Below are 20,505 nucleotides of genomic sequence, written 5' to 3'. Positions count from 1 at the left end.
CTATAAAAAACGGACGTTCTTAGGAGCGTCCGTTTTTTTTATGCGTGTTCAAAAAGTTGGATTTGACTTTTCAGGCGTTCGATGAGCATGTTCATCATTCGTTTGTTTAAATTGGAAGAATTTTGAATATAATCCCGGTATTCGTTGACCGTAAACAAACCTATGACAATGCCTTTGAGGGAGTTTCTAAATTTAATGTCCCGTTGGATGACATTTTCGATATACGCCATTTTTTTATCGGGTGATAAGTCAAAAAACACATTCTTTTGCTTGACGGCATAATTTCGAAAAACCTCAATGAACAAATCATTTTGCAACTTCAAGATTGGACGAAGTGTTTGATTTTGAAAAACCTCTTCAGAGGAAGAGAAAGGGGTAATGGTGCCAATGGCTTCGCCGCGCAATTCCATCAAGCTGGGGTCTCTGGGTTCCATTTTTTCTTTTAAAGGTAACTAAAAAAGCCCCTGCGTTGAAGCAGAGGCTTTAGTAGTTATTAATAGCTTTTTGTTAATTACTTCACACGGAATGTAACACGACGTACCAGTTTACGTGCGCCATCGGAGTTCGGATCTACCGAAGTATCTTCTCCTTGAACCACAACGTTCATACGATCAGCACTGATCCCCGCTTTCACTAGGATTGCTTTTACAGCTTCAGCACGTTTGTTCGCTAAATTATTGTTGTATGCCGAAGAACCAATTTCATCCGCATGTCCGATAATGTCAATTTTAGCTTCAGGGAAGTTACGTAAATACGTCAACATGAAATCAATACCTTCCGTAGATACGTTGGTTGGTGTTGACTTATTGGTGTCGAAATACGTAGTAACATAGCCTTCGTTGATCAGTTTTTTAACCATATCTACATTGGACTTCTCTGAAATCTCTTTGGTTGATTTGTCGACGTAGCGCTCCAATTCATCCGGTACACCGTTACGATTCATATCCACCATCTTACCACGGGTATCCACAGCTACACCAGCTACTGAATTGTTCTCTTGGTCTAAGTAATCCGGCACACCGTCTTTGTCGGTATCGTTCATCAACGTCTCCATATCGTCTACACGCTTACCTAACGCTTCAATTTCTTCCGATTTTTTATCACGGATAGTAGCCCAATCACCATGCATATCATTAGCACCGAAGGAATACGATAAACCAATGGTTCCAGAAATCATCTGACCGTTTAAGTTGTTGGTGATATCAGCGTAGGTACCATCCCAGTTGAAATGCTGACGGTAGTTGTTTTGTACCGTGATATCCAACATGGCTGCCAAACGATTGGTAATTCTGAATTGGGGGGTAATCCCAACGACTAAACCACCATTCCATTCCGTAACATTGTAGTTGTGATCGTTTTCAACAATATTTTTAGTTTTTGAAGTCATCGCATCGATTTTAATACCAGCATGTGCCAATAATCCAAAGCGATTCAGTGTTTCTTGAATGCCAAACAAACGACTTAGGTTCACCACCCCTTGGATGGATACTCCAAATTGTTGCATTTTGAAAGGTAAACTTCCATTTCCTTTAATATTTCTAATTTCTTCGAAGTGAAGTGCTCCTTTGAAACCGAAGTTAGGGCTAAACATATAACGACCCGCTAAGGCAAAACTGTTCGCTTGTGGTTTACCAAAGAAGGTACCTGGATCACTTGAAAAATAACCTGGTGCATACGGTTTAACACCTTTCGCTTGCCCTACAGAGGCTTCAATAGTCCAACGGTTGAATTCTGAAGAGGAAACAGTATCTTTAGCAACCTCCTTTTTTTGTGCATTTAGAGCGACAGAAGTAGCCAATACTAAAGACAACAAAGTAATTTTCTTCATACGGTATAGGTTAAATTTATACTTTGAGTTGCAAATATAAGCCTTTGAAGCAAATAGCCAACAAAAAGTGTTAAAAGATTCCGTATTTTTACCAACACAATCATTAACAATTGTAAGAAAAATACCTATAGTATAATTCTGTTAATAAATTAAATGCGAATTAGTTATGCGATTCCACACCCGAAAATGGGTCAAACCCGAAGATTTAAATCCGAACAGCACCTTGTTTGGCGGTCGATTATTAGCCTGGATTGACGAAGAAATTGCGCTTTATGCCATCATTCAACTCGAGACACCTCGCATAGTGACCAAACACATGTCAGAAATCAACTTTCGGAGTTCAGCTCGACAAGGCGATATTGTTGAAATTGGTATTGATGTTTTGAAATTTGGAACCACTTCACTAACGCTAACTTGTGAAGTGCGCAACATGATGACGCGTGAAACCATTATTACCATCGACCACATCACTATGGTGGGTGTTGATGAATTTGGGAAGCCCAAACCACACGGAAAAACAAAAATAGAGTATATCAGCGATCGGTTAAATCGCTCTAGTTAGTGTTCGTATCGACAGCCAGTGTGGATGATAATTCAAATATTTCCAAATCAAAATAGGGGACTGAGGCCATTACATGATCAAAAATATCGGCCATAATGTATTCGTATTGTTCAAAGCGCTGATCTTTGGAGAAGGCGTAAATTTCAAGAGGAATTCCTTGGGCAGTCGGTTGCAATTGTCGGCACAACAAAATCATATTTTTATTGAGGCCGGGATGCTGTTCCAAATAGCCCGTTATATATTTTCGGAACAAACCAAAATTGGTCATATTGCGTCCGTTTACCAACAACGATTTGTCGATTTGATGGGCTGCATTAAACTTCGTTATCTCTTGTTGGCGTGTATCGATATAGTTGGAAATCAATTGAATTTGTTTCATTTTTTGAAGTTCGTGCTCTTCCAAAAAACGAATGCTTTTGGCTTTTATCAGGATTGAACGTTTGATACGACGTCCATCGGAATCTAGCATTCCACGCCAGTTTCGGAACGAGTCAGATATGAGACTGTAGGTTGGAATTGTGGTAGTGGTATGGTCGAAGTTTCGAACCTTTACAGTTGCCAAATTGATTTCGATAACATCTCCATCGGCACCATATTTATCGAAGGTGATCCAATCGCCAATGCGCACCATATCGTTTGTGGCTACTTGAACGCTTGCTACAAATCCGAGAATCGTATCCCTAAAAATCAAGATTACAAAGGCCGAAACCGCTCCAAGAGTTCCGAGCAAAGTATTGGTCGATATTTCAAAAATACGCGAAATGATAACGCCTGAGCCAAATACCCAAAGCATAATCATGATAACTTGTATAAAGCTGTCTATCGGTTTATCGGCGTACTTTGGTTTTTCTTTCAAAAAATCGCGTATGGACTTCAATATACTTCGAATAATCCATAAGGTGAGCACCACGATATAAACGCCTACGACTTTTCCGAAAAACGCTTCCCAATACACATATTCCTCTAAAATAACAGGTACCGACTTGTAAATAAATAAAAAGGGAATGAGGTAGGAAATGTATTTTGCCGTTTTGTTGTTGACCAATAGATCATCGAAGTTGGTTTTGGTTCGCTGCGCGACTAGCGCTAAAAAAGTAACCAACGTAAATCTAAATATCCAATAGATGATGTAGGCCACCCCAACCATCTCAATCATATTCACAATAAGGCTCGTATAGGAAGCAAAGGTGTCTCCAAATCCTAATGTTCGGATTAAGGGATATAACCAACCGTAAAGTAATTCCAGTTTATGATGCATTTTTCACAAAACGTTTTTCGGCTACAAAGGTACCAAACGGAAGGAAGGAGGCCAATTCTACCCAAAATAAATCTTTCCAACTCCAATTTTGTTGCGATTTGAGGGCAAAAGCAAGATAAACATACGCGATAAACAAAATCCCATGGGCCATCCCTATGGGAAATAAAAGTGTTTTATACAAAGTTAAATCTGAGGGTTTTATCAACAGCATATTGATAAACAAAGCGATATACGATAGTCCTTCGCCCCATGCTACCCAGCGAAAAATTGTTGTCATACTTTTTTGAGGGCAAAAATAGGGGAGTGATCCCTTTGATAATAATTAATTATCGAAAATTTAACCAAAACAAACGCGTCGAAAATTAGGAGGAACGTCTTTTTTAATGTTATTTTTGCAAAATTTCATTTTTGATGTCCGAACTACTCCATAACGATGAATTTGAAGTCCGTAAAGAACTTTACGACTACCAAATTCGTGACATCAACGCTATTTTTGAACGTCTCGATCACGCCCCAGCTCCCTACCATTTACTCTATCAATTGCCGACAGGAGGGGGGAAAACGGTGATCTTTTCTGAAATTACACGACGTTACTTAGAGAAATATCAAAAGAAAGTGGTCGTACTTACGCACCGTATTGAATTGTGTAAACAGACTTCAAAAATGCTCACCCATTTTCAAGTAAAAAACAAAGTCATCAACAGCACCATCAAAGAGTTGCCCGACCAAGATGAATATGCCTGTTTTGTGGCGATGGTTGAAACCTTGAAGAATCGTTTGAATGACAAAAAATTAGCGATACAAGACGTTGGTTTAGTAATTGTCGATGAGGCGCATTTTAATTCGTTTCGAAAATTATTCAGTGCGTTCAAAGAAGCTTTCATTTTGGGCGTAACAGCAACGCCTTTAAGTTCGAATATCAAGTTGCCTATGTATCAAAATTACAACGAATTGATAGTAGGCGACACCATTCAGGAACTCATTGATCAAGGGTATTTGGCCAAAGCGACAACCTACAGTTACAACGTAGGTTTAACCTCCTTAAAAGTTGGTATCAACGGCGATTACACCGTAAAATCCTCCGATGAATTGTATTCCAATTTGATGATGCAGGAAAAATTGCTGCATGCCTACATGGAAAAATCATTTGGTAAAAAAACATTGATATTCAACAATGGTATACATACGTCATTGTATGTCTTTGAAACGTTTAAAAAAGCAGGCTTAAACATTCGTCACCTCGACAATACAACGCCCAATGATGAACGAAAATCGATTTTGAAATGGTTTAAAAAAACACCCGATGCGATTCTAACCTCAGTGAGTATTTTAACCACGGGATTTGATGAGCCAACGGTTGAAAGCATCATTTTGAATCGTGCGACCAAGTCAATAACGCTTTATTTTCAAATGATAGGAAGGGGCTCCCGACGTTTGCCCGATAAAAAAGAGTTTACCATCATTGATTTAGGCAACAATGCCTTACGCTTTGGGTTATGGAATGCCCCGGTCGATTGGCAACAAATATTCAAATCGCCCGAATTTTACCTGGCTAGTCTAAGAGATGATGCCGAAATCGAGCGAAATTTCACCTACGAAATGCCCCCTGAATTGCGTAAAAAGTTTGCAAAAACCACCGATTTCACCTTCGATCTTCATGAAGAGTTTAAGAAAACGGTAAAAAATAACCTTAAAGCCAAAACCGTTATTGATTTATCAATACAACAACATGCGCGCATTTGTGTCGAAAATGCTGAGGATGCGATTCAAGCCAAATTTTTAGCCAAAGAATTGCATGATGATATTGAGTATCGCGTACGGCAGTATTGTGTTCTACTTGGAAACACGACCAAAAATTACCGCCTTTGGTTGATTGAAGATTACAAAGAAAAATTGGTCCTTGAAATCGCACGTAAAATGCGTTTAAAATTATTTTCCTGAAAATTGTACTACGAATTTTATCGTAATTCGATGAAATACATCAATTTATCGATGTGTGTTGCATGTAGAAAATATTCAACGACACTACATTCACAAAAAACTGCATTTCATCGAGTATATTTATGTTTATACCTGATTTCGTTTCATCGACAAACTGTCAAAAATATCTTTGTTTTAAATATGAGTTTTAATCGCCCCAGATTAAAAAATCCTATTAGATTCTTATGCGAAACAAACATGAAGTAATGCTGATCATGGAAGGGACATACCCTTTCAATGGCGGAGGAGTCTCCACGTGGGCACATATGTTGTGCAACCGGGTTGACAATGCAGAATACACGTTGTATTCTATCAACGCCCAATACGAGAAAAAACCCAAGTACACTTTGAGTCCCAATGTCAAAGAATGCATCCAAGTACCGCTGTGGGCGCCTATGGAACCCCATGAGTTGGTAAACTATGGTAAAAAGTACTACAAATCGGTGGTTCGAAAATTGAAGGCAGAAGACGCTGAAATTCAAAACCAATTTTTGCCTTTGTTTACGGAATTGTTGGAGGTGATTTATGCCGAGACACAAGACCCGAAAGCACTCGATAAACTTTTCTTTGCCCTGTGGAATTACTTCCAAAAGCGCGATTACAAAAAAACCATGACACACCCTTTGGTTTGGGATTGCTACAAGCGTTTTTCACAGCAACAAATTGAAAAAGACGGGCATTACACAGCGACTTTACAAGATTTAACTATCGGGATGCGTTGGATTTATCGCTTTTTACTCCCGATTTCAATCCCCGTAAAAAAAGCAACTATTGCGCATTTAACATTGGCGGGGTTTCCGGTGATTCCTGCTTTGGTATTAAAATACAAATACGACACCCCTTTAGTGGTTACGGAGCACGGTGTTTTCATTCGCGAGCGATTAATTGCCATCAACCAATCGGAATATTCTTTTTTCTTAAAAAATCTCTTGATTCGCTTTTCAGAAGCCATTACCCGTTTGGTGTATCACAAAGCCGATCGCATTTTGTCGGTCAATAATTTCAACAAAACTTGGGAAACCACATATGGTGCCGACCCTAATAAAATTGAAGTCATCTACAACGGTATTGATAGCGATGTGTTTGTCGCAAAAGCCAAACCGGCCCACCGAAAAGATATTCCTACTGTTGTGGCTGCCGCACGAATTTTTGAATTGAAAGATATTCTTACCATGATTCGTTCTTGCGCCGTAGTAAAAGCCACGATCCCCAATGTTGAATATTGGGTCTATGGCGACTATGATGCTGTACCTGAATACACAGAAGAATGCCGAGCTTTGATTACCGCTTTGAAATTGGAAAAAAACTTTTTCTTGGCGGGGTATCACAACGCTCCACATGAGTTGTTTTGTGAAGGTGATGTGTCTATTCTGACCTCCATTTCGGAAGGTTTTCCCTACACGGTTCTTGAATCCATGAGTTGTGGAATTCCAGTTGTTGCCACCGATGTGGGTGGGGTAACCGAAGCCTTGGATTCCTCTTGTGGACGTGTGTGTAAACCTAAAGATCACATCGCGATAGGAAATAGTGTCATCGAACTACTTCAAAATGAAGCGTTACGTAAACAAATGGGGGTTGCTGCTCGCCAGCGCGTACTCGATCACTTTACAATCGATACCTTTATTTCCGCTTATGAAAAAGCGTACGATGCGGTGATGGAAGCCAAATTTAACAATGCCATTTACTTGCATCAGTTGGTGGATGAAATTGCGATGGAAGCATCCTAATCCTCAGAATCCCTTAACCTACCATGGAAAACCAAACCCAAAATCTAAAAGACCTTACCTCCGAACTTCAACACCGACTTGGGAAACCTGTGAGTCCGCAAGTGGTGGAAGCGGCCATTGAATCGCTAGGAATACGTCCTAAAGACATTCCTGTCGATTATGGTTATCCTTCTATTGAAGCTTTGGCAGCTGCTATTTATCAAACCCTTCGGTCGCTCGATCAAGAAGTTCCATTGCGCAATTTTCGGGAACGCGAAAGTGAGGCCAGGGAAACAATTACTATTTCGGATTATGCAACAGTGAAAATGAAATTGTTTTCCCAGTATTATTCGTTGGGAATTTTTCATCTGCTTCCAGTATTTATTCAAATTGCGGCCATTGTTTTGTTTGGGTATTCGCTTTGGACGTATACAGGCTTCAACGAAATTCAATCGACTGCTGTTGTTTTGGGAGTTATCGTCGGAATGGTGTCCACCGGCGGATTTGTGCAAGTCATTGGAAAACAAGCCTCCTTTTATTGGAACTATAAGGATTATGCTATGGTACAACAAACCATTTCGTACCTGTTTAAATTGGGAATGAAAACCCTTTTCTCGGTATTGTTTGGTATCTTCTTGGTTAACTTCTTTTTTCACATCTATCCCTACGAAGTGCTGCTCATCGTGTTTTGTTATGCCTTTTTTGTAGGCTTGCTACTTCTCATTTTAGCCCCTTTGCATCCTGTGAAGCAGCGTTGGATGATAACCGTTTCGATTTTAGCAGGGACTATCGCCGCCTTAATACTAAAAAATAATTCCCATTACCCCATCTATATCACGCATTGGTTTGGGATTACCATCACGATTTTGGTGACACAAGTTTTTCTTTACTTTTTCTTTAAAAAAATACAAAAAAAAGGATTGAATGCCCACACTGCCCCCTTGAAGACTCCGGTGGTTTTATTTCACAATTACAGTCATTTTCTGTACGGAATGCTGTTGTATGCCTTTATATTCATTGATCGAATTTTAGCCTGGTCGTCGGGGATACAAGAAAACCCTCCTTTTTTGGTGTATTTTGAAAAGAATTACGAATTGGGTATGGACTTGGCGATTTTGGTATTCTTACTTTTGGCGGGGGTCTTGGAGTTTAGTATTGCTACCTTCACGCGCTTTATCGATATTGGTCAAAAACATACCGCTTCCGATCAAATTGCCAATTATGCGCTTGAAATGCAACGCAATTATCGCATTCATGTGATGGCGCTTTGGATTACAGGAGGCTTTGCCTTTGGACTCATTTTTTACCTATTGCAAGCTCCTTGGGCCTTAAAAAACCATTTCAAACCCGAAATGATTACGCAATGCCTTACCATTTTCATTGTGGGAGGTATTGGATACATTGTTTTGGCTTGGGGAATTCTTAATACACTATATTTGTTTACGTTAGGACAAATTATTAAACCTCTTAAAGCGATAGTGTATGCTATCCTCGTCAATTTCTTAGTAGGTTTTATCTTAAGTCGCTTTGTGGCTTATGATTACAGTGTGTTTGGAATGTTGGTCGGTGCAATCGTTTTTATGGTGCTAACGTGTCGTGCCTTGCGAAGCTTTTTTAAACAATTGGATTATCATTATTATGCGGCGTTTTAATTCTCTTTGGATTCCCATATTACTCATCGTACTTGTGCTTATGGCCCTGCAATCTCCCCCAAAAATGAAAATTTTGTATTGTTACGGTAAATTCAAACCCGAGTTGGTCAAAGGGTATGATTTGGTCGTGGTGGAAGCGGCGCATTTTTTTCCAAGTAATGTTCGCGTCTTAAAAGCCCAGAATAAAAAAGTCATTGCATACATAAGTTTAGGAGAAGTCAATCGTTATGCGGCTCATTTTGAAAAATTAAAAAATTCCACTTTGGGAAAAAATGAAATCTGGGATAGTTATTACCTCGATATTCGTTCAGAACAAACGCAATCCACCTTATTGCAACTCATGAAAGGATTATTTGATCAAGGATATGACGGTTTGTTTTTGGATAATTTTGATAATTTCAATCAATGGGGACCTCAAAAGGAGCACAAAGAGGCATTTATCGGTTTTGTGAAACGAATTAGAGAAACCTACCCAACTAAATTTTTAATTCAAAACGCCGGAATTGAATTGGTACCTCAAACCTATCCATGGGTGGACGCTTTGGCGGTAGAATCGGTGGTGACGGACTATGATTTTAAGTCAAAAAAATACCGATTACGGACATCAAAAGAGTACCAGCGCTATCGTGAAGAATTGTTGCAATTGTATGCCAAGTATAAATTGCCTACCCATTTGATTGAGTATGCCGAAAGTGCGGAGTTGAAAAAAGTTGTAGAAAAAGAACTAGAAGACAGTCCTTTCGATTTATTTATTGGAAGTATTAGTTTGCAAAAATTACCCCAAAACACAAAGTAGTATGGAATTATTCTGGACCAGTTCGATTTTAATGGGGTTTGTGCGTTTGTGCGTTATTGTCTTATTTCTTTTTTATTTAAGCCGAAAATTCATTGCCGTTGACCATCGTTTACATTTATTGGACTTTATCGTACTCAATTGGTACCGGTATGCTTCGGTTTTGACGCTCACCTTGTTTTTCTTAGTCGAAGTAGGGGCCTATAATCTTTTCAATTGTTTTGTTATTTTCACCTTGCTATTGCTTATTGATTGGTTGGGTTGGAAAAATATTATTCGTCCGCGATCGTATTTCTCCAAAAAATTTAAAGAGCATGCTTTACGCTATTTGAAATTTGTGGAAACCAAAAAGCCTTTAACCTATTGGTTGTCCTTTCGAAAAAGTGCCCCTGAACAACGAACGCAAAACTGGATTCTGTTTTTTACCCCCATTTTCATTGGAATAACAGCCTTTTTAAGTCGGTACTATTTTGTGCAATACGACAATTATTCGCTCTCAGATGCTTGGATTAATGACTTGACGAAATTGATCAAATTTGATAATCAGTATTGGTTTACCTACGAATTAGCTACTGATGCTGAACTGGCCCTTGCTAATTTTTACAGCAAAGTAACCGATGTAAGTCCCATTATAGGATTACAAGTTATAGCCATACTTGAATCGACAATTTTAACCCTAATTCTGTTTTGGGTGATTCATCGATTGGCGCCTTCACGATACATTGCACCTTTGTTGGCCGCTTTATTTTTTGCCTTGGTTTATGTAGTCACACCCATCAACGTTTACTATTTATTGAAAGGAAACCCCTTGTTTCTTGCCTTGGCTTTTGCACTACCCGCCTTTGTTTTTTACATCCAACCTAAACAATTTAGCGGCAGTACACTAAATTATCTGTTTAGCTTTTTTGCAGTTTTTGTATCTGTAGGACTAACCGATTTGATTACTTTTTTCATTTTAGTCCCTTTGTTTCTGGTTGTTGGACTTTTTACAACTACGTTGAGTGTAAAAAAATACAATATTAGAGTACTGGGAGTTTATGTTTTATCAGTAGGAGTCATTTATACGATTTATTATTTCGCTTGTGCTTCCCAAAAAGTGCCTTTGGATTATTTCTTGCAATCCAATATGCTTTCGGTGAGTGCGTATACGTATTTACCGCAACTTATTTTACCTTATAAAACAATCATTTATTATACCCAATGGTGTGCAATGATTGGAACAATACTATGGGCCGTTCTTTATTTTTTCCAAAAAGAGAAGGGGAGAGGACCACTTGCTTTTTTTATGTACTTTAATGTATTGGTGATTGTTACCCATATCAAAAGCGAATGGTTAGATCGCGACTTGCTTTACAATTCATTTGTGGTAATCATTCCCATTGTACTTGGTTTTACTGTCGCCATGTTGATTCGATTGTTTCAAATTATACCTTTTCCTTGGTTCCGATTTACGCCACTATTCATGGGGTTCACTTTTGTAGGTATGTTGTACGGTGCTTTTACTTATCAAAAATCATTTCTTCAACAACTTACCCCTTCCGATGCATCGCCCAAATACATGTTGAATGCCTACGACAATATTGCCAAAACGTATTTTAATTACACCTACACAATAGTAAACGATCGAGCAACCCAAGTCATTAGTAATAATTCGCATTTCTTCATTAATTATGAGGATTTCCTCAGCCAATATTTGGAAAAAGATGCGCAATATGAACGCATTAAAAAGAATAAGAAAATTTTACAAAGTAATCCGGATCAAATTTTATCCAAAAGTGTTTTAGTTTTTGTGTTAGATAAGAATCACCCTCGAGATAACTCCTCATTTTCCGAAAATATAAAGTATTACGACCCTTTAATGAAGCAGCTTCAAACCCTAAAAAACCGCGGACGTGAAGTCAATGTATTTTACCGTTCTCCATTACTAACGGTGTATGAAGTGGTCAATAATCCGAATGAAAGTAAAATCTCGGAGATCATTTTTAAATAGCCTACGTATGAAAGCAACAGTCCTACATAAACATTTCGCACTCTTTTTCATTTGTCTCGTTTTGCTGTTGCAAAGTTGTGGTAAACGCGAGGATTGGAATGATTTTTCGTTTGATTTATTAAAAAACGAGCAAGAGGAAACTTTTGAAAATCTTCAGCCCTACGCATTACCCGGGATGAGTGATCAACCCGTGGTACTCACCTTGTTGGATGTAAAATCGAAGAGCAGCAAAGCCTATTCTGATGCTATTCAAAAATCTTGCGACTACACCAAACTTCCCTTTCGCGCTACAGACATCGATAGTTGGAATGCACAACCGAGCATTTCTAAATCCGTTCGGGTGGTTATGATACACAATACCAAACGCGTAGCCGATGCTGGAATACCTGTTTTGTTGAATTTTGTGATACGTGGGGGAACCGTATATGTGCCTTTTGCCGTTGAAGATCATCGTTTTGCCTATTTACTTGGATTTCAATCACGTGCCAACTGGGAAACCGATACCACCTCCAAAGGATGGCATTACACCACTCCCGTATTTCCGAGTATGGCTGGAAAAAAAATTGGCACAGCGATTCCACTTTACGGTTTTACCGCCGATAATTTCAGTCCATCAATCAAAATCTTGGCTACAGCGGCCAATAATCCCAATTATCCTACCATCATTGAAAATCCCATTGGGAAGGGGCGGGTTATATTTTACAACACCTCTTTTGATTTTACCAAAATTGACCGCGGGTTCCTGTTTGTAGGTATTTTAAAAGGAATTGAAGGCGTACCTTACTCCGTAGCCAATACGTCGACCGTTTTTCTGGATGATTTTCCAGCACCCCAATACAATATCAAAGCCGAACCCGTGTTGACCGAAATGAATAAAACGACAGCCGAGTTCGTCTCCGATGTATGGTGGCCCGATATGCGAAAACTAGCCAAAGAGTTTGATATTCCCTATGCTGCGATGTTGACCTTTGATTACCGTAACAAAATTGTGCCTCCGTTTACTTTGGATCAATGGAATTTATTGAAAACGAATAAGCGCGATAAGGTCGAATCATTATCGGATTGGTTGGTCGATGATGTGAAAAATAACGGTCACGAAATGGCTTTCCACGGGTATAATCACGTTTCGTTAACCAAAAAATTGTGGACCAATCCGAAGTTTATCCCGATGGCCATGAATACGGTCAAAAAGAAATGGGAAATCAATAACTACGGGAGCTTTCCAGCAACATATGTGCCGCCTTCCAACATTATTGATGCAACTGGACTTAAGCTGTTGAAAGCGTCTATGCCTTCCTTACAGTTTATGTGTAGTTTGTATTTGGGCGAAAAACCCGTAGGAGGGGACCGGGAGTTTGATTTTGATCCTTACGAGAAACAATTTTTTGATTATCCGCGGATTTCCAGTGGATTTTATTTCTCAGAAGATGAGGAATATACCATTCAATCCTTGTATTTGATAACGGGAATTTGGAACCATTTTGTGCATCCTGATGATATTTATCAAATTCCGGCCACTGCCGATAAAACCTCGGGAGGGTATAGCTTACGGAATCAAAAAACCTATGGTTGGCACAAGTCGGTGAACAGTGATAAAGCCATGTTTCCCGAATTTAGAAAATTCATCATCAATTTTAAAAAACACTACCCATTGTTGCGATTTACCGATGGAAGAACTGGCGGTAAATTGGTGTGGTCATGGCGCGCCACACAAATGAAGCATGAAACCAATGCGGGGGTATATACGGTAAAAGCGACCAAGTCGTATGCCCAACCACAAAATTATTGGTCGCTATTTTCAGAGCAAAATCATGTTGGCCTTTATAGCAACGCTCTGAAAAGCAAGGGGTATACTGTACATCAATCGCCCATGTTGAATGGCTATTTGTTGAGTATTGCAACGCCAAAACAAGAAATTAGTTTACCCGATTTATTTCCAAAAACCACCCAATCCTCGGTGGCTTTGGCCGAAGTAAAAAAAGAGGTCCTGGTTGCCTACCAGACATTTCAAAAAGAACTACGGGATTACCAATCGGGAAAATATTGGGATGATTTGCAAATTGCCCAAGAGATAGCCTATCGAAAAGCCTTTCGGGAGCGTTTAGCCAATACCCGCGAAATCGATTCGGTACAGTGGAATAAATATGCCAAAATGCTATCATGGGAGGAAAAAGGAAAAGAGGTTTGGGATTTTTATAGTGAGCATGTACAAAAGTATTCCAGTGTAAATAATGTCATGTACTCGGCCGAATTGGATCGCCAAATTGGATATTTACACGATGCCGATAAAGAAAAATGGATGTGGGAACAACTTAAAGTTAAACCCGATTCAGTAGCGTTATGGAAAGAGTATATCGCCAATTTTGATATCGAAGCCTTTGAGCCAAAAATTCGAACCGCCTTGCAAACGATAGCGCGATTAGAACCCACTACAGCGCATAAAACGGCCTATATTCAGCATGTATTGGATGTCGATCCAGTAGCCGCTAAAAAAGAAATCATGACACTTACCCCGAGTGCAGAATGGAGTGATTTGGCCGATACTATTGTTTGGATGTATGCCGATGAAGAAAACTATACCGCAGCTTTAGCGTGGGCTGAATATGCGAAAGAAATTGGATTTGCCCAAAAAATGAATTGGCTGTTGGAAACCCGACAGTACAAGTTGGTTGAGCCGTTGTATAAAGAGTATATCGCCAAAAATCCGGACGATCAAGAAGCGAAGTCATTGATGGTGGGTTATTATCACGACCAAGGGCAATTCAAAGAGAGTTGGATTATAGCCAATAGCATGAACGATTCGCCTGAGAAAGAAACGGTTCGTAAAATGTTGAACACCGATGTACCCTATGAGAAAACGGAATTACAACAAGACTTGATTGCACATCACAGCGCATTATTTTATCCCGAAGTTTTGAAAAAATTACAAAAGGAAATGCGTTTGAATTTTGGAGATTTTGTGGAGTTTAATTCCGCTATGGAAACCAACCAAAACGATCCCGCCATTTTGAAAAATTTGTTTACCTACAATCGCTATGATCGTAAAAATCGAATTCACAGTTTCGGAATTGCATACAATGAATATTATAAATTGGAGTTTGTAGACGAAATTTATACCTCCAATCAATTTAATTATACTGTCGGATTGGAATACAAGTTGACAACGGCAGTAGTTGATGGGAAACCTCAGTATTGGGCAAGAGGGCGTTTTGAAATGGATCGTTTTTCCAACGGCTTTGTACAAGGTGGTGTTGGATTTAGTCATGGGAAAGAGAAATCATACAAGACCGCCGATTTAAGTTTTTTTCCCGCGGAAACTTCGGGAGGGTTGAATGAAAAGATTTATAACATTCAATTGCGAGGCTATCACGATCGCCATTTTTTCAATAGGATAGAAGCGTCTTTAAATTTTGAGGCCAATTATTATACTGATGGATTACTATCACGAACCTTGGTAGAACGCGATCCCAATCCAAGAGCAACCGATATCATGCGAACGGTAGTCACCGAATTGCCCGATGGGTCATTGTTGTTTGAAGAGTTTGATGATGCATTCAATGCCGAATTGACTGTGCGTTTTGTTTGGGACAACCGTAAAGTTAGAAAGTTTAAAATATTACCTTTTCTTGAAACCCATGGGTATTGGGGAAGTCGAGATTTGGCGGTTGGTTTTCCCTATTGGATGCTGAAAGATCGCTTTTACACCGGTGGAGGCGTAGGTTTGGAATTTGGAACCGATAATTTTAATCTCAATGTTGAAGGCGGAATTTTCCACGATACCTTTAGCAGCGACTTCAAACGACTAACTTCATTAATGAGTTACCAATTGATGGATTTTACAGCGTTTACTATCAATTTTGAATTGTATGAGCAGGATAAGTTTTATTCCAACAATGTGATGTTGGGCATCAAGCATAATTTTAAACCACGCCAAAAACGATAACAAAAAAGGGATTCCAATTGAATCCCTTTTTTGTTAGTCATCACCCAAAACAATGGGACGCGTATCTTTTATTCCATCTTTCTCTATATCAACAAAATAAATGCCGTTACTTAATCCTTTTACATCAAGAATAACTTTGTCCGATTGCTGGGTTTTTTGGGTCGTTATTTTTTGTCCTAACGCATTGTACAAGGCAACCGTATACAATTCAATATTGGTTAATTGAATCGTTAAAAGGTCTTGTGCCGGCACAGGATAAATCACCGCCTGTGGGTTTGCGACATCTGCTAAAGCCAAGGGGGCAGTTATATTGATATTGAAATTCAAATTATTAAAACCGGTAGTGGCATCCCACATGTTTTGATTGGCCATTCGAATGGCGTATTCGGGGCGGTTAGCGAGACTGGGACTTGCATCGGCTACATGCAAATAGACACTGTAATTTCCAACCGGTAATGAAGTAGGTAACGGAATGTTTTCAGAAACTACAATCTCTGTTGTACCCAACCATCGTCGGGGGTCGGTATTCATAGGTAAGGAGATGAGTTGTTGCGTGATGTTATTTTTCAAGACCAAAGCCACGGTGCGCGCATTGTAGGGAGCTGCATACCCTGTGTTGACTAAACGCAACGTGACGGGTAAAGTAGCCCCTAAAACAGCATTTTGGGGCAATGTACTATTACGCATTTCAAAACGATAGCCTAACTTTTTTTCCATGTCGGAAAAGCAATTATTACTTTCAAATCCGTTGATGACGCCCGGGAAATAATCGATGTTCATAAACGACCAATGGAATTTGGCCAATTCTGCTACGGCGGTAGCACATCCTGAACGAGGTAAATTCACAGCGCAGGTTTCACCACCCATGGGGACAAACTTGGTTTCTTGCTCCAAATACGGATATTGCGTGGTGGGATTTTCGTACGTTCCATAATCGGTAGCACTCGCTAAAAAACAGTCGTTGTGGTGACCGATACGCGCTACATTGCTTTGTGAAAATCCTTGTGCTGACGACAAAGCGGTATTGGAATACATTTGTTGTTTAAAAGCAGGGTAACGAATTTGAACCATGCGACTGGCGGGAAGAGCATTCAAAATCGCATTTAAGATATCTTTACGATGGTTATTATTAGCGGGTGTCAAATCGGTTTGATTATAACCCCAACCACCAAATTCAGCTTGGCTGGTGTAATACCATTCGCCCCAAAGACCGATAAATCCGGCTTGCATCACACTAATCACATCTTCGTTGGCCTGTAATAATGGCGCAATTTGTTGAATATGCGTTAACATCATCGCCTTGGACGCATCCCGTTGCATTGCATCTTCATTGTCAGAATACGCAAAACGAATTATGCATTTCAACCCTGCGGCACGAACTTTATCAAAGTCCAATTGCATTTGCGCGAGATACGCGCTAGAAATGGGACTGTTAATGAAATTTTCTAAGTAGAATACGCGGTAAATCAAACTTATTTTTTGATTGATCCGGTAATTTGTCAATGTGGTTGTGTTTAACGCTGTGTAGGCGTTGGAATGGGTTTCGGTAAATTTGAAAAAACCGCGCTCAGGATTTGAAATTACTTCAGTTGAAGGTTGGTAGTTCACAGTTGAATTTTGAGCCGCTGTCCATTGTATGAACAAAACACTAAGGGAAATCCAAAAAGTTTTCATACGCAATGTTCGGTTAAGTTACGATAGATTTGGAGTTGTTCATTTCTTGGGGAAAAAATCAACATCCTAAAAGTATAGATAAAATAGCTTGTAATACCGACGAAAAGCAATTTAATTCAAAAATCATCGGTAAACTACATCTTAAGTGATTTAAAAGTAAGAAAATATGTACAAATATATTTAATCGAAAAAACGATAATTTCAAACTATAATTTATATTATGTAAAATAGAAAATTGGAAAAGAAGACCAAGGTTATAAACATTGTATCGTTAAAACTAATCCATAAAACCACGCCTCTTTATCGAAATTGGGACAAACAAATGTATAACTTTGTAACTTAATTTATCCGTTATGAGTAATGCAATTGCGTATCGTGTTGCCGACTTTTTAAAAGATTTTGAGCCCTTTAGTTTTTTGAGTTATGACGAACTTGTAGTTATTGCTCAATCAATTCGTGTTTTAAATCTGGATAAAAACAAAACATTATTTCAAATTAACGACGCCTTACACGACAGTTTTTATGTAGTAGCGAATGGAATCATTCAGTTGATGGTAGTTGCTGATGCCGAAGAAATGCTTTTAAACAAATGTCATGCAGGCGATATTTTTGGATTGCGGCCCTTTTTTGCCAAAAACAATTATCAAATGACGGCCAAAGCCAAGGATGATTGTATAGTGTATGCCATTCCTATCACTGTTTTTAAACCCTACGTATCCAAAAATCAAGCGGTTTTAGATTTTTTACTGGAAAGTTTTGCAACCAATTCGAAGAATCAATCGGATAAAATGGCCAAGGGACTTATCACCGATTCCATAGCTTTTAGCGAAAATCAATCCGATTTATTGTATTTCCAAACCCTGACTTACAATCGATCGCCGCTTAAGATTGGAATCCAAACAACTGTGAAAGATACCGCGCAATTCATTACCGATAATTTATACGATAGCGCTGTAATCACCGAGCACGGAAATCCTGTAGGGATTGTAACGGATAAAGATTTTCGTGCCAAAGTAGCTACGGGTCGTGTTGCCATTTCGCAACCCATAACCCAATTGATGAGCGCACCAGTAGTCACGGTGATTGAAAATATTTCTGTAGCCGAAGCGCAATTGGTGATGTTGAAACATGGAGTTACTCACCTTTGCGTCACGCATGATGGCACCGATAAATCAGAAGTTAAAGGTATTATATCAGAGCATGATTTGGTGGTAGCACAAGCCAATAACCCCGGGGTTTTACTGAAAGAAATCCGAAAATCAACGACTGCCAAAGAACTAAAATCAGTGCGCGATAAACTCACAGATATCATTCAATCGTCGCTTCAACGCAATATCCCCTTAACTCACGTCCAAAGTATAGCGGGTGAGATTACGTTGGCACTGGTCAAACGTGCTGTCGAATTGGCGATTTTAGAATTAGGCTCCCCTCCTGCCCGTTATGCTTGGTTATGTATAGGCAGTCAGGGACGAAAAGAACAATTATTGCTCACGGATCAAGATAGTATTTTAATTTTTGAAGACGTGCCTGCCGATAAATATCGCGATACCAAAGATTACTTCATTCGTTTGGCTAAAAAAGCAACGGCAACACTTGAGAAAGTAGGTTATAAACTTTGTGCACAAAACCATGTTGCTAGCAATATGTTGTGGTGTAAATCGCTGACTGACTGGATTAAACAGTATAACAGTTGGATGAATACTCCTGGTGAAAAATCCAATGAAATAAGCAGTGTCTTTTTTGATTATGAAATGGCCGCTGGGGAGCAAAAAATCGAAGATGCTTTGACTGAAGTTATTTTTAAAAATGCTAAAAATAATGTCTTATTCTATGATTTCTTAGGGAATGATGCCCTGCGAAAACCACCCCCTTTAACATTCTTCAAAAAATTCAACCTCGAAGAGGAAGGTGAATTTAAAGGCAAGTTTGATCTAAAAAATCGAGCCATTTTACCACTGGTTGATGCGGCGCGTTTACTTACTTTAAGCAATGGGATTAAAGGAATCAATAGTACCTTTCAACGGTACAAACAACTGGCTATCCTTGATCCGAAGCATGCTGCAATCTATCTTAATTGTGCCGAAGCCTTTTTAACATTATCCAAATTTAGTACCGAAGAAGGATTAAAAGAAGATTCCAACGGGCATTACCTATCTTTGGAAGATTTGAATAAAGTGGATAAAGAGAGACTTAAAGCAGCGTTAGCGCCCATGCGTGACGTAGAGGAATTGATCAAAGATAATTACCAACTCACCCAATTTTCCTAATTATGTTGGATTGGCTCAAAAACATACAGAAAGAATATCCAGAATTTTGGAAGACATATCTGGAGAAAATGGATAAAAAATCCAATCGTTATGTAGCGTTTACCCTTGAGACTACCGGATTAAATTCGCGTAAAGATGTTATTTTATCCATTGCTGCCATCGGTATTGTAAACGATCAGGTGTTGATCGGTGATGTTTTTGAAATTGCCATTCCACAATACAAATATTTGCATGATAACGGCATTACCCATGACTTTGTTTTGGAGAGTAAAATGCCAAAATTAGCGGAACCGGCTGCGATTGAAAATTTTATTGCCTTTATTGAGAACGCTGTTTTAGTCGGTCACCGCACTTATTTTGATGTAGAAATGCTCAATGAAGTACTCGAAAAATTAGGCTGTGGACGATTGCGTAATGAGGCCTTGGATATTGAAATTATGTACAAAAAAGTACATGATTTGTCTGAAAAGAGTATTGCTTTGGATGAAATGGCGAAAGCCTACAAACTTCCCGTTACCGAGCATGTCTCACCTACCGATGATGCCTATAATATAGCGTTGATGTTTCTGAAATTAAAGTCCAAATTGGGTTTGAAATAAATCGGAAGTAATTGATTTATTAGATTGGTTTAAATAATTGAAATTCAATTTTTTGTAAAATAAAAAAAACTGCCTTCATTATCGAAAGCAGTTTCACTCCATAAAAACTAAATTAAATAGTCATCCCTTAAAAAACAAATAACTGTCTGATTGTTATTTTATTACAATAAAATTTAGCTAGAAATAGATGATAATTATTGCCAAAAATGGTATATTTGAGTATAAAATAGTGGCAATATGTTAGGCAAAATAA

14 protein-coding genes are annotated in these 20,505 nt (G+C 38.9%); 9 read left to right on the top strand and 5 right to left on the bottom strand.

Features of this window, described 5'->3' with window-relative positions; translation table 11 throughout:
• Positions 1-38 precede the first annotated feature (38 nt).
• Entirely contained in the window at positions 39-434 is a 396-nt protein-coding gene (locus O9316_RS01780; protein WP_298204948.1) for a glyoxalase, read from the bottom strand.
• Positions 435-511: 77 nt separating this feature from the next.
• Positions 512-1,828: an OmpA family protein gene (locus tag O9316_RS01775; protein WP_298204947.1), complete on the bottom strand. Its 1,317-nt coding sequence runs from the start codon at positions 1,826-1,828 to the stop codon at positions 512-514.
• A 166-nt stretch (positions 1,829-1,994) separates the two neighbouring features.
• Here O9316_RS01775 and O9316_RS01770 point away from each other — a divergent pair, with 166 nt between their 5' ends.
• A complete protein-coding gene (locus tag O9316_RS01770; protein ID WP_073362248.1) occupies positions 1,995-2,390 on the top strand; it encodes a hotdog domain-containing protein in 396 nt (131 codons plus the stop codon).
• Here O9316_RS01770 and O9316_RS01765 read toward each other — a convergent pair.
• Both O9316_RS01765 and O9316_RS01760 read right to left on the bottom strand, forming a co-directional pair.
• Positions 2,383-3,648 carry a mechanosensitive ion channel domain-containing protein gene (locus O9316_RS01765; RefSeq protein WP_298204946.1) on the bottom strand — a complete coding sequence of 422 codons (1,266 nt, stop codon included), beginning with the start codon at positions 3,646-3,648 and terminating at the stop codon, positions 2,383-2,385. The two genes, O9316_RS01770 and O9316_RS01765, sit on opposite strands and share 8 nt — an antisense overlap.
• Entirely contained in the window at positions 3,638-3,925 is a 288-nt protein-coding gene (locus O9316_RS01760; protein ID WP_298204945.1) for a DUF3817 domain-containing protein, read from the bottom strand. The genes O9316_RS01765 and O9316_RS01760 overlap by 11 nt, the downstream gene beginning before the upstream one ends.
• 134 nt (positions 3,926-4,059) lie before the next feature.
• On the opposite strand from O9316_RS01760, the gene O9316_RS01755 reads away from it, so the two are divergent.
• The 6 genes from O9316_RS01755 to O9316_RS01730 all read left to right on the top strand — a co-directional run bounded on the left by O9316_RS01755 (position 4,060) and on the right by O9316_RS01730 (position 15,712).
• Entirely contained in the window at positions 4,060-5,589 is a 1,530-nt protein-coding gene (locus O9316_RS01755) for a DEAD/DEAH box helicase family protein (protein WP_298204944.1), read from the top strand.
• A 224-nt stretch (positions 5,590-5,813) separates the two neighbouring features.
• The gene (pelF, locus tag O9316_RS01750) at positions 5,814-7,355 is read left to right on the top strand and encodes a GT4 family glycosyltransferase PelF (RefSeq protein WP_298204943.1); all 1,542 of its coding nucleotides are present in this window, start codon (positions 5,814-5,816) and stop codon (positions 7,353-7,355) included.
• Between the two features lie 23 nt (positions 7,356-7,378).
• Positions 7,379-8,986, top strand: coding sequence for a hypothetical protein (locus tag O9316_RS01745; RefSeq protein WP_298204942.1), 1,608 nt, complete (start codon positions 7,379-7,381; stop codon positions 8,984-8,986).
• 64 nt (positions 8,987-9,050) lie between these two features.
• A complete protein-coding gene (locus O9316_RS01740) occupies positions 9,051-9,782 on the top strand; it encodes an endo alpha-1,4 polygalactosaminidase (protein WP_298204941.1) in 732 nt (243 codons plus the stop codon).
• A gap of 1 nt (position 9,783) precedes the next feature.
• The gene (locus O9316_RS01735) at positions 9,784-11,769 is read left to right on the top strand and encodes a hypothetical protein (protein ID WP_298204940.1); all 1,986 of its coding nucleotides are present in this window, start codon (positions 9,784-9,786) and stop codon (positions 11,767-11,769) included.
• 7 nt (positions 11,770-11,776) lie between these two features.
• Complete coding sequence (locus O9316_RS01730) at positions 11,777-15,712, top strand: DUF2194 domain-containing protein (RefSeq protein ID WP_298204939.1); 3,936 nt, start codon at positions 11,777-11,779, stop codon at positions 15,710-15,712.
• 33 nt (positions 15,713-15,745) lie between these two features.
• Here the strand turns inward: O9316_RS01730 and O9316_RS01725 are convergent, their stop codons facing one another.
• Positions 15,746-17,386, bottom strand: a complete 1,641-nt coding sequence (locus O9316_RS01725) for a DUF4832 domain-containing protein (protein ID WP_298204938.1) — start codon at positions 17,384-17,386, stop codon at positions 15,746-15,748.
• 353 nt (positions 17,387-17,739) lie between these two features.
• Here O9316_RS01725 and O9316_RS01720 point away from each other — a divergent pair, with 353 nt between their 5' ends.
• On the top strand, positions 17,740-19,653 hold the full coding sequence (locus O9316_RS01720) for a DUF294 nucleotidyltransferase-like domain-containing protein (protein WP_298204937.1): 1,914 nt from the start codon (positions 17,740-17,742) through the stop codon (positions 19,651-19,653).
• 2 nt (positions 19,654-19,655) lie between these two features.
• A complete protein-coding gene (locus O9316_RS01715; RefSeq protein WP_298204936.1) occupies positions 19,656-20,252 on the top strand; it encodes an exonuclease domain-containing protein in 597 nt (198 codons plus the stop codon).
• The last annotated feature ends 253 nt before the right edge of the window (positions 20,253-20,505 follow it).

Source organism: Flavobacterium sp. (assembly GCF_027533505.1).
Lineage (GTDB): Bacteria > Bacteroidota > Bacteroidia > Flavobacteriales > Flavobacteriaceae > Flavobacterium.
This window is presented reverse-complemented; position numbering and strand designations above follow the sequence as displayed.

Bases quoted from the DNA above. Each gene is read 5' to 3' on its own strand.
- O9316_RS01780 (WP_298204948.1), bottom strand. From the start codon at position 434: ATGGAACCCAGAGACCCCAGCTTGATGGAATTGCGCGGCGAAGCCATT.
- O9316_RS01775 (WP_298204947.1), bottom strand. From the start codon at position 1,828: ATGAAGAAAATTACTTTGTTGTCTTTAGTATTGGCTACTTCTGTCGCT.
- O9316_RS01770 (WP_073362248.1), top strand. From the start codon at position 1,995: ATGCGATTCCACACCCGAAAATGGGTCAAACCCGAAGATTTAAATCCG.
- O9316_RS01765 (WP_298204946.1), bottom strand. From the start codon at position 3,648: ATGCATCATAAACTGGAATTACTTTACGGTTGGTTATATCCCTTAATC.
- O9316_RS01760 (WP_298204945.1), bottom strand. From the start codon at position 3,925: ATGACAACAATTTTTCGCTGGGTAGCATGGGGCGAAGGACTATCGTAT.
- O9316_RS01755 (WP_298204944.1), top strand. From the start codon at position 4,060: ATGTCCGAACTACTCCATAACGATGAATTTGAAGTCCGTAAAGAACTT.
- pelF (WP_298204943.1), top strand. From the start codon at position 5,814: ATGCGAAACAAACATGAAGTAATGCTGATCATGGAAGGGACATACCCT.
- O9316_RS01745 (WP_298204942.1), top strand. From the start codon at position 7,379: ATGGAAAACCAAACCCAAAATCTAAAAGACCTTACCTCCGAACTTCAA.
- O9316_RS01740 (WP_298204941.1), top strand. From the start codon at position 9,051: ATGAAAATTTTGTATTGTTACGGTAAATTCAAACCCGAGTTGGTCAAA.
- O9316_RS01735 (WP_298204940.1), top strand. From the start codon at position 9,784: ATGGAATTATTCTGGACCAGTTCGATTTTAATGGGGTTTGTGCGTTTG.
- O9316_RS01730 (WP_298204939.1), top strand. From the start codon at position 11,777: ATGAAAGCAACAGTCCTACATAAACATTTCGCACTCTTTTTCATTTGT.
- O9316_RS01725 (WP_298204938.1), bottom strand. From the start codon at position 17,386: ATGAAAACTTTTTGGATTTCCCTTAGTGTTTTGTTCATACAATGGACA.
- O9316_RS01720 (WP_298204937.1), top strand. From the start codon at position 17,740: ATGAGTAATGCAATTGCGTATCGTGTTGCCGACTTTTTAAAAGATTTT.
- O9316_RS01715 (WP_298204936.1), top strand. From the start codon at position 19,656: ATGTTGGATTGGCTCAAAAACATACAGAAAGAATATCCAGAATTTTGG.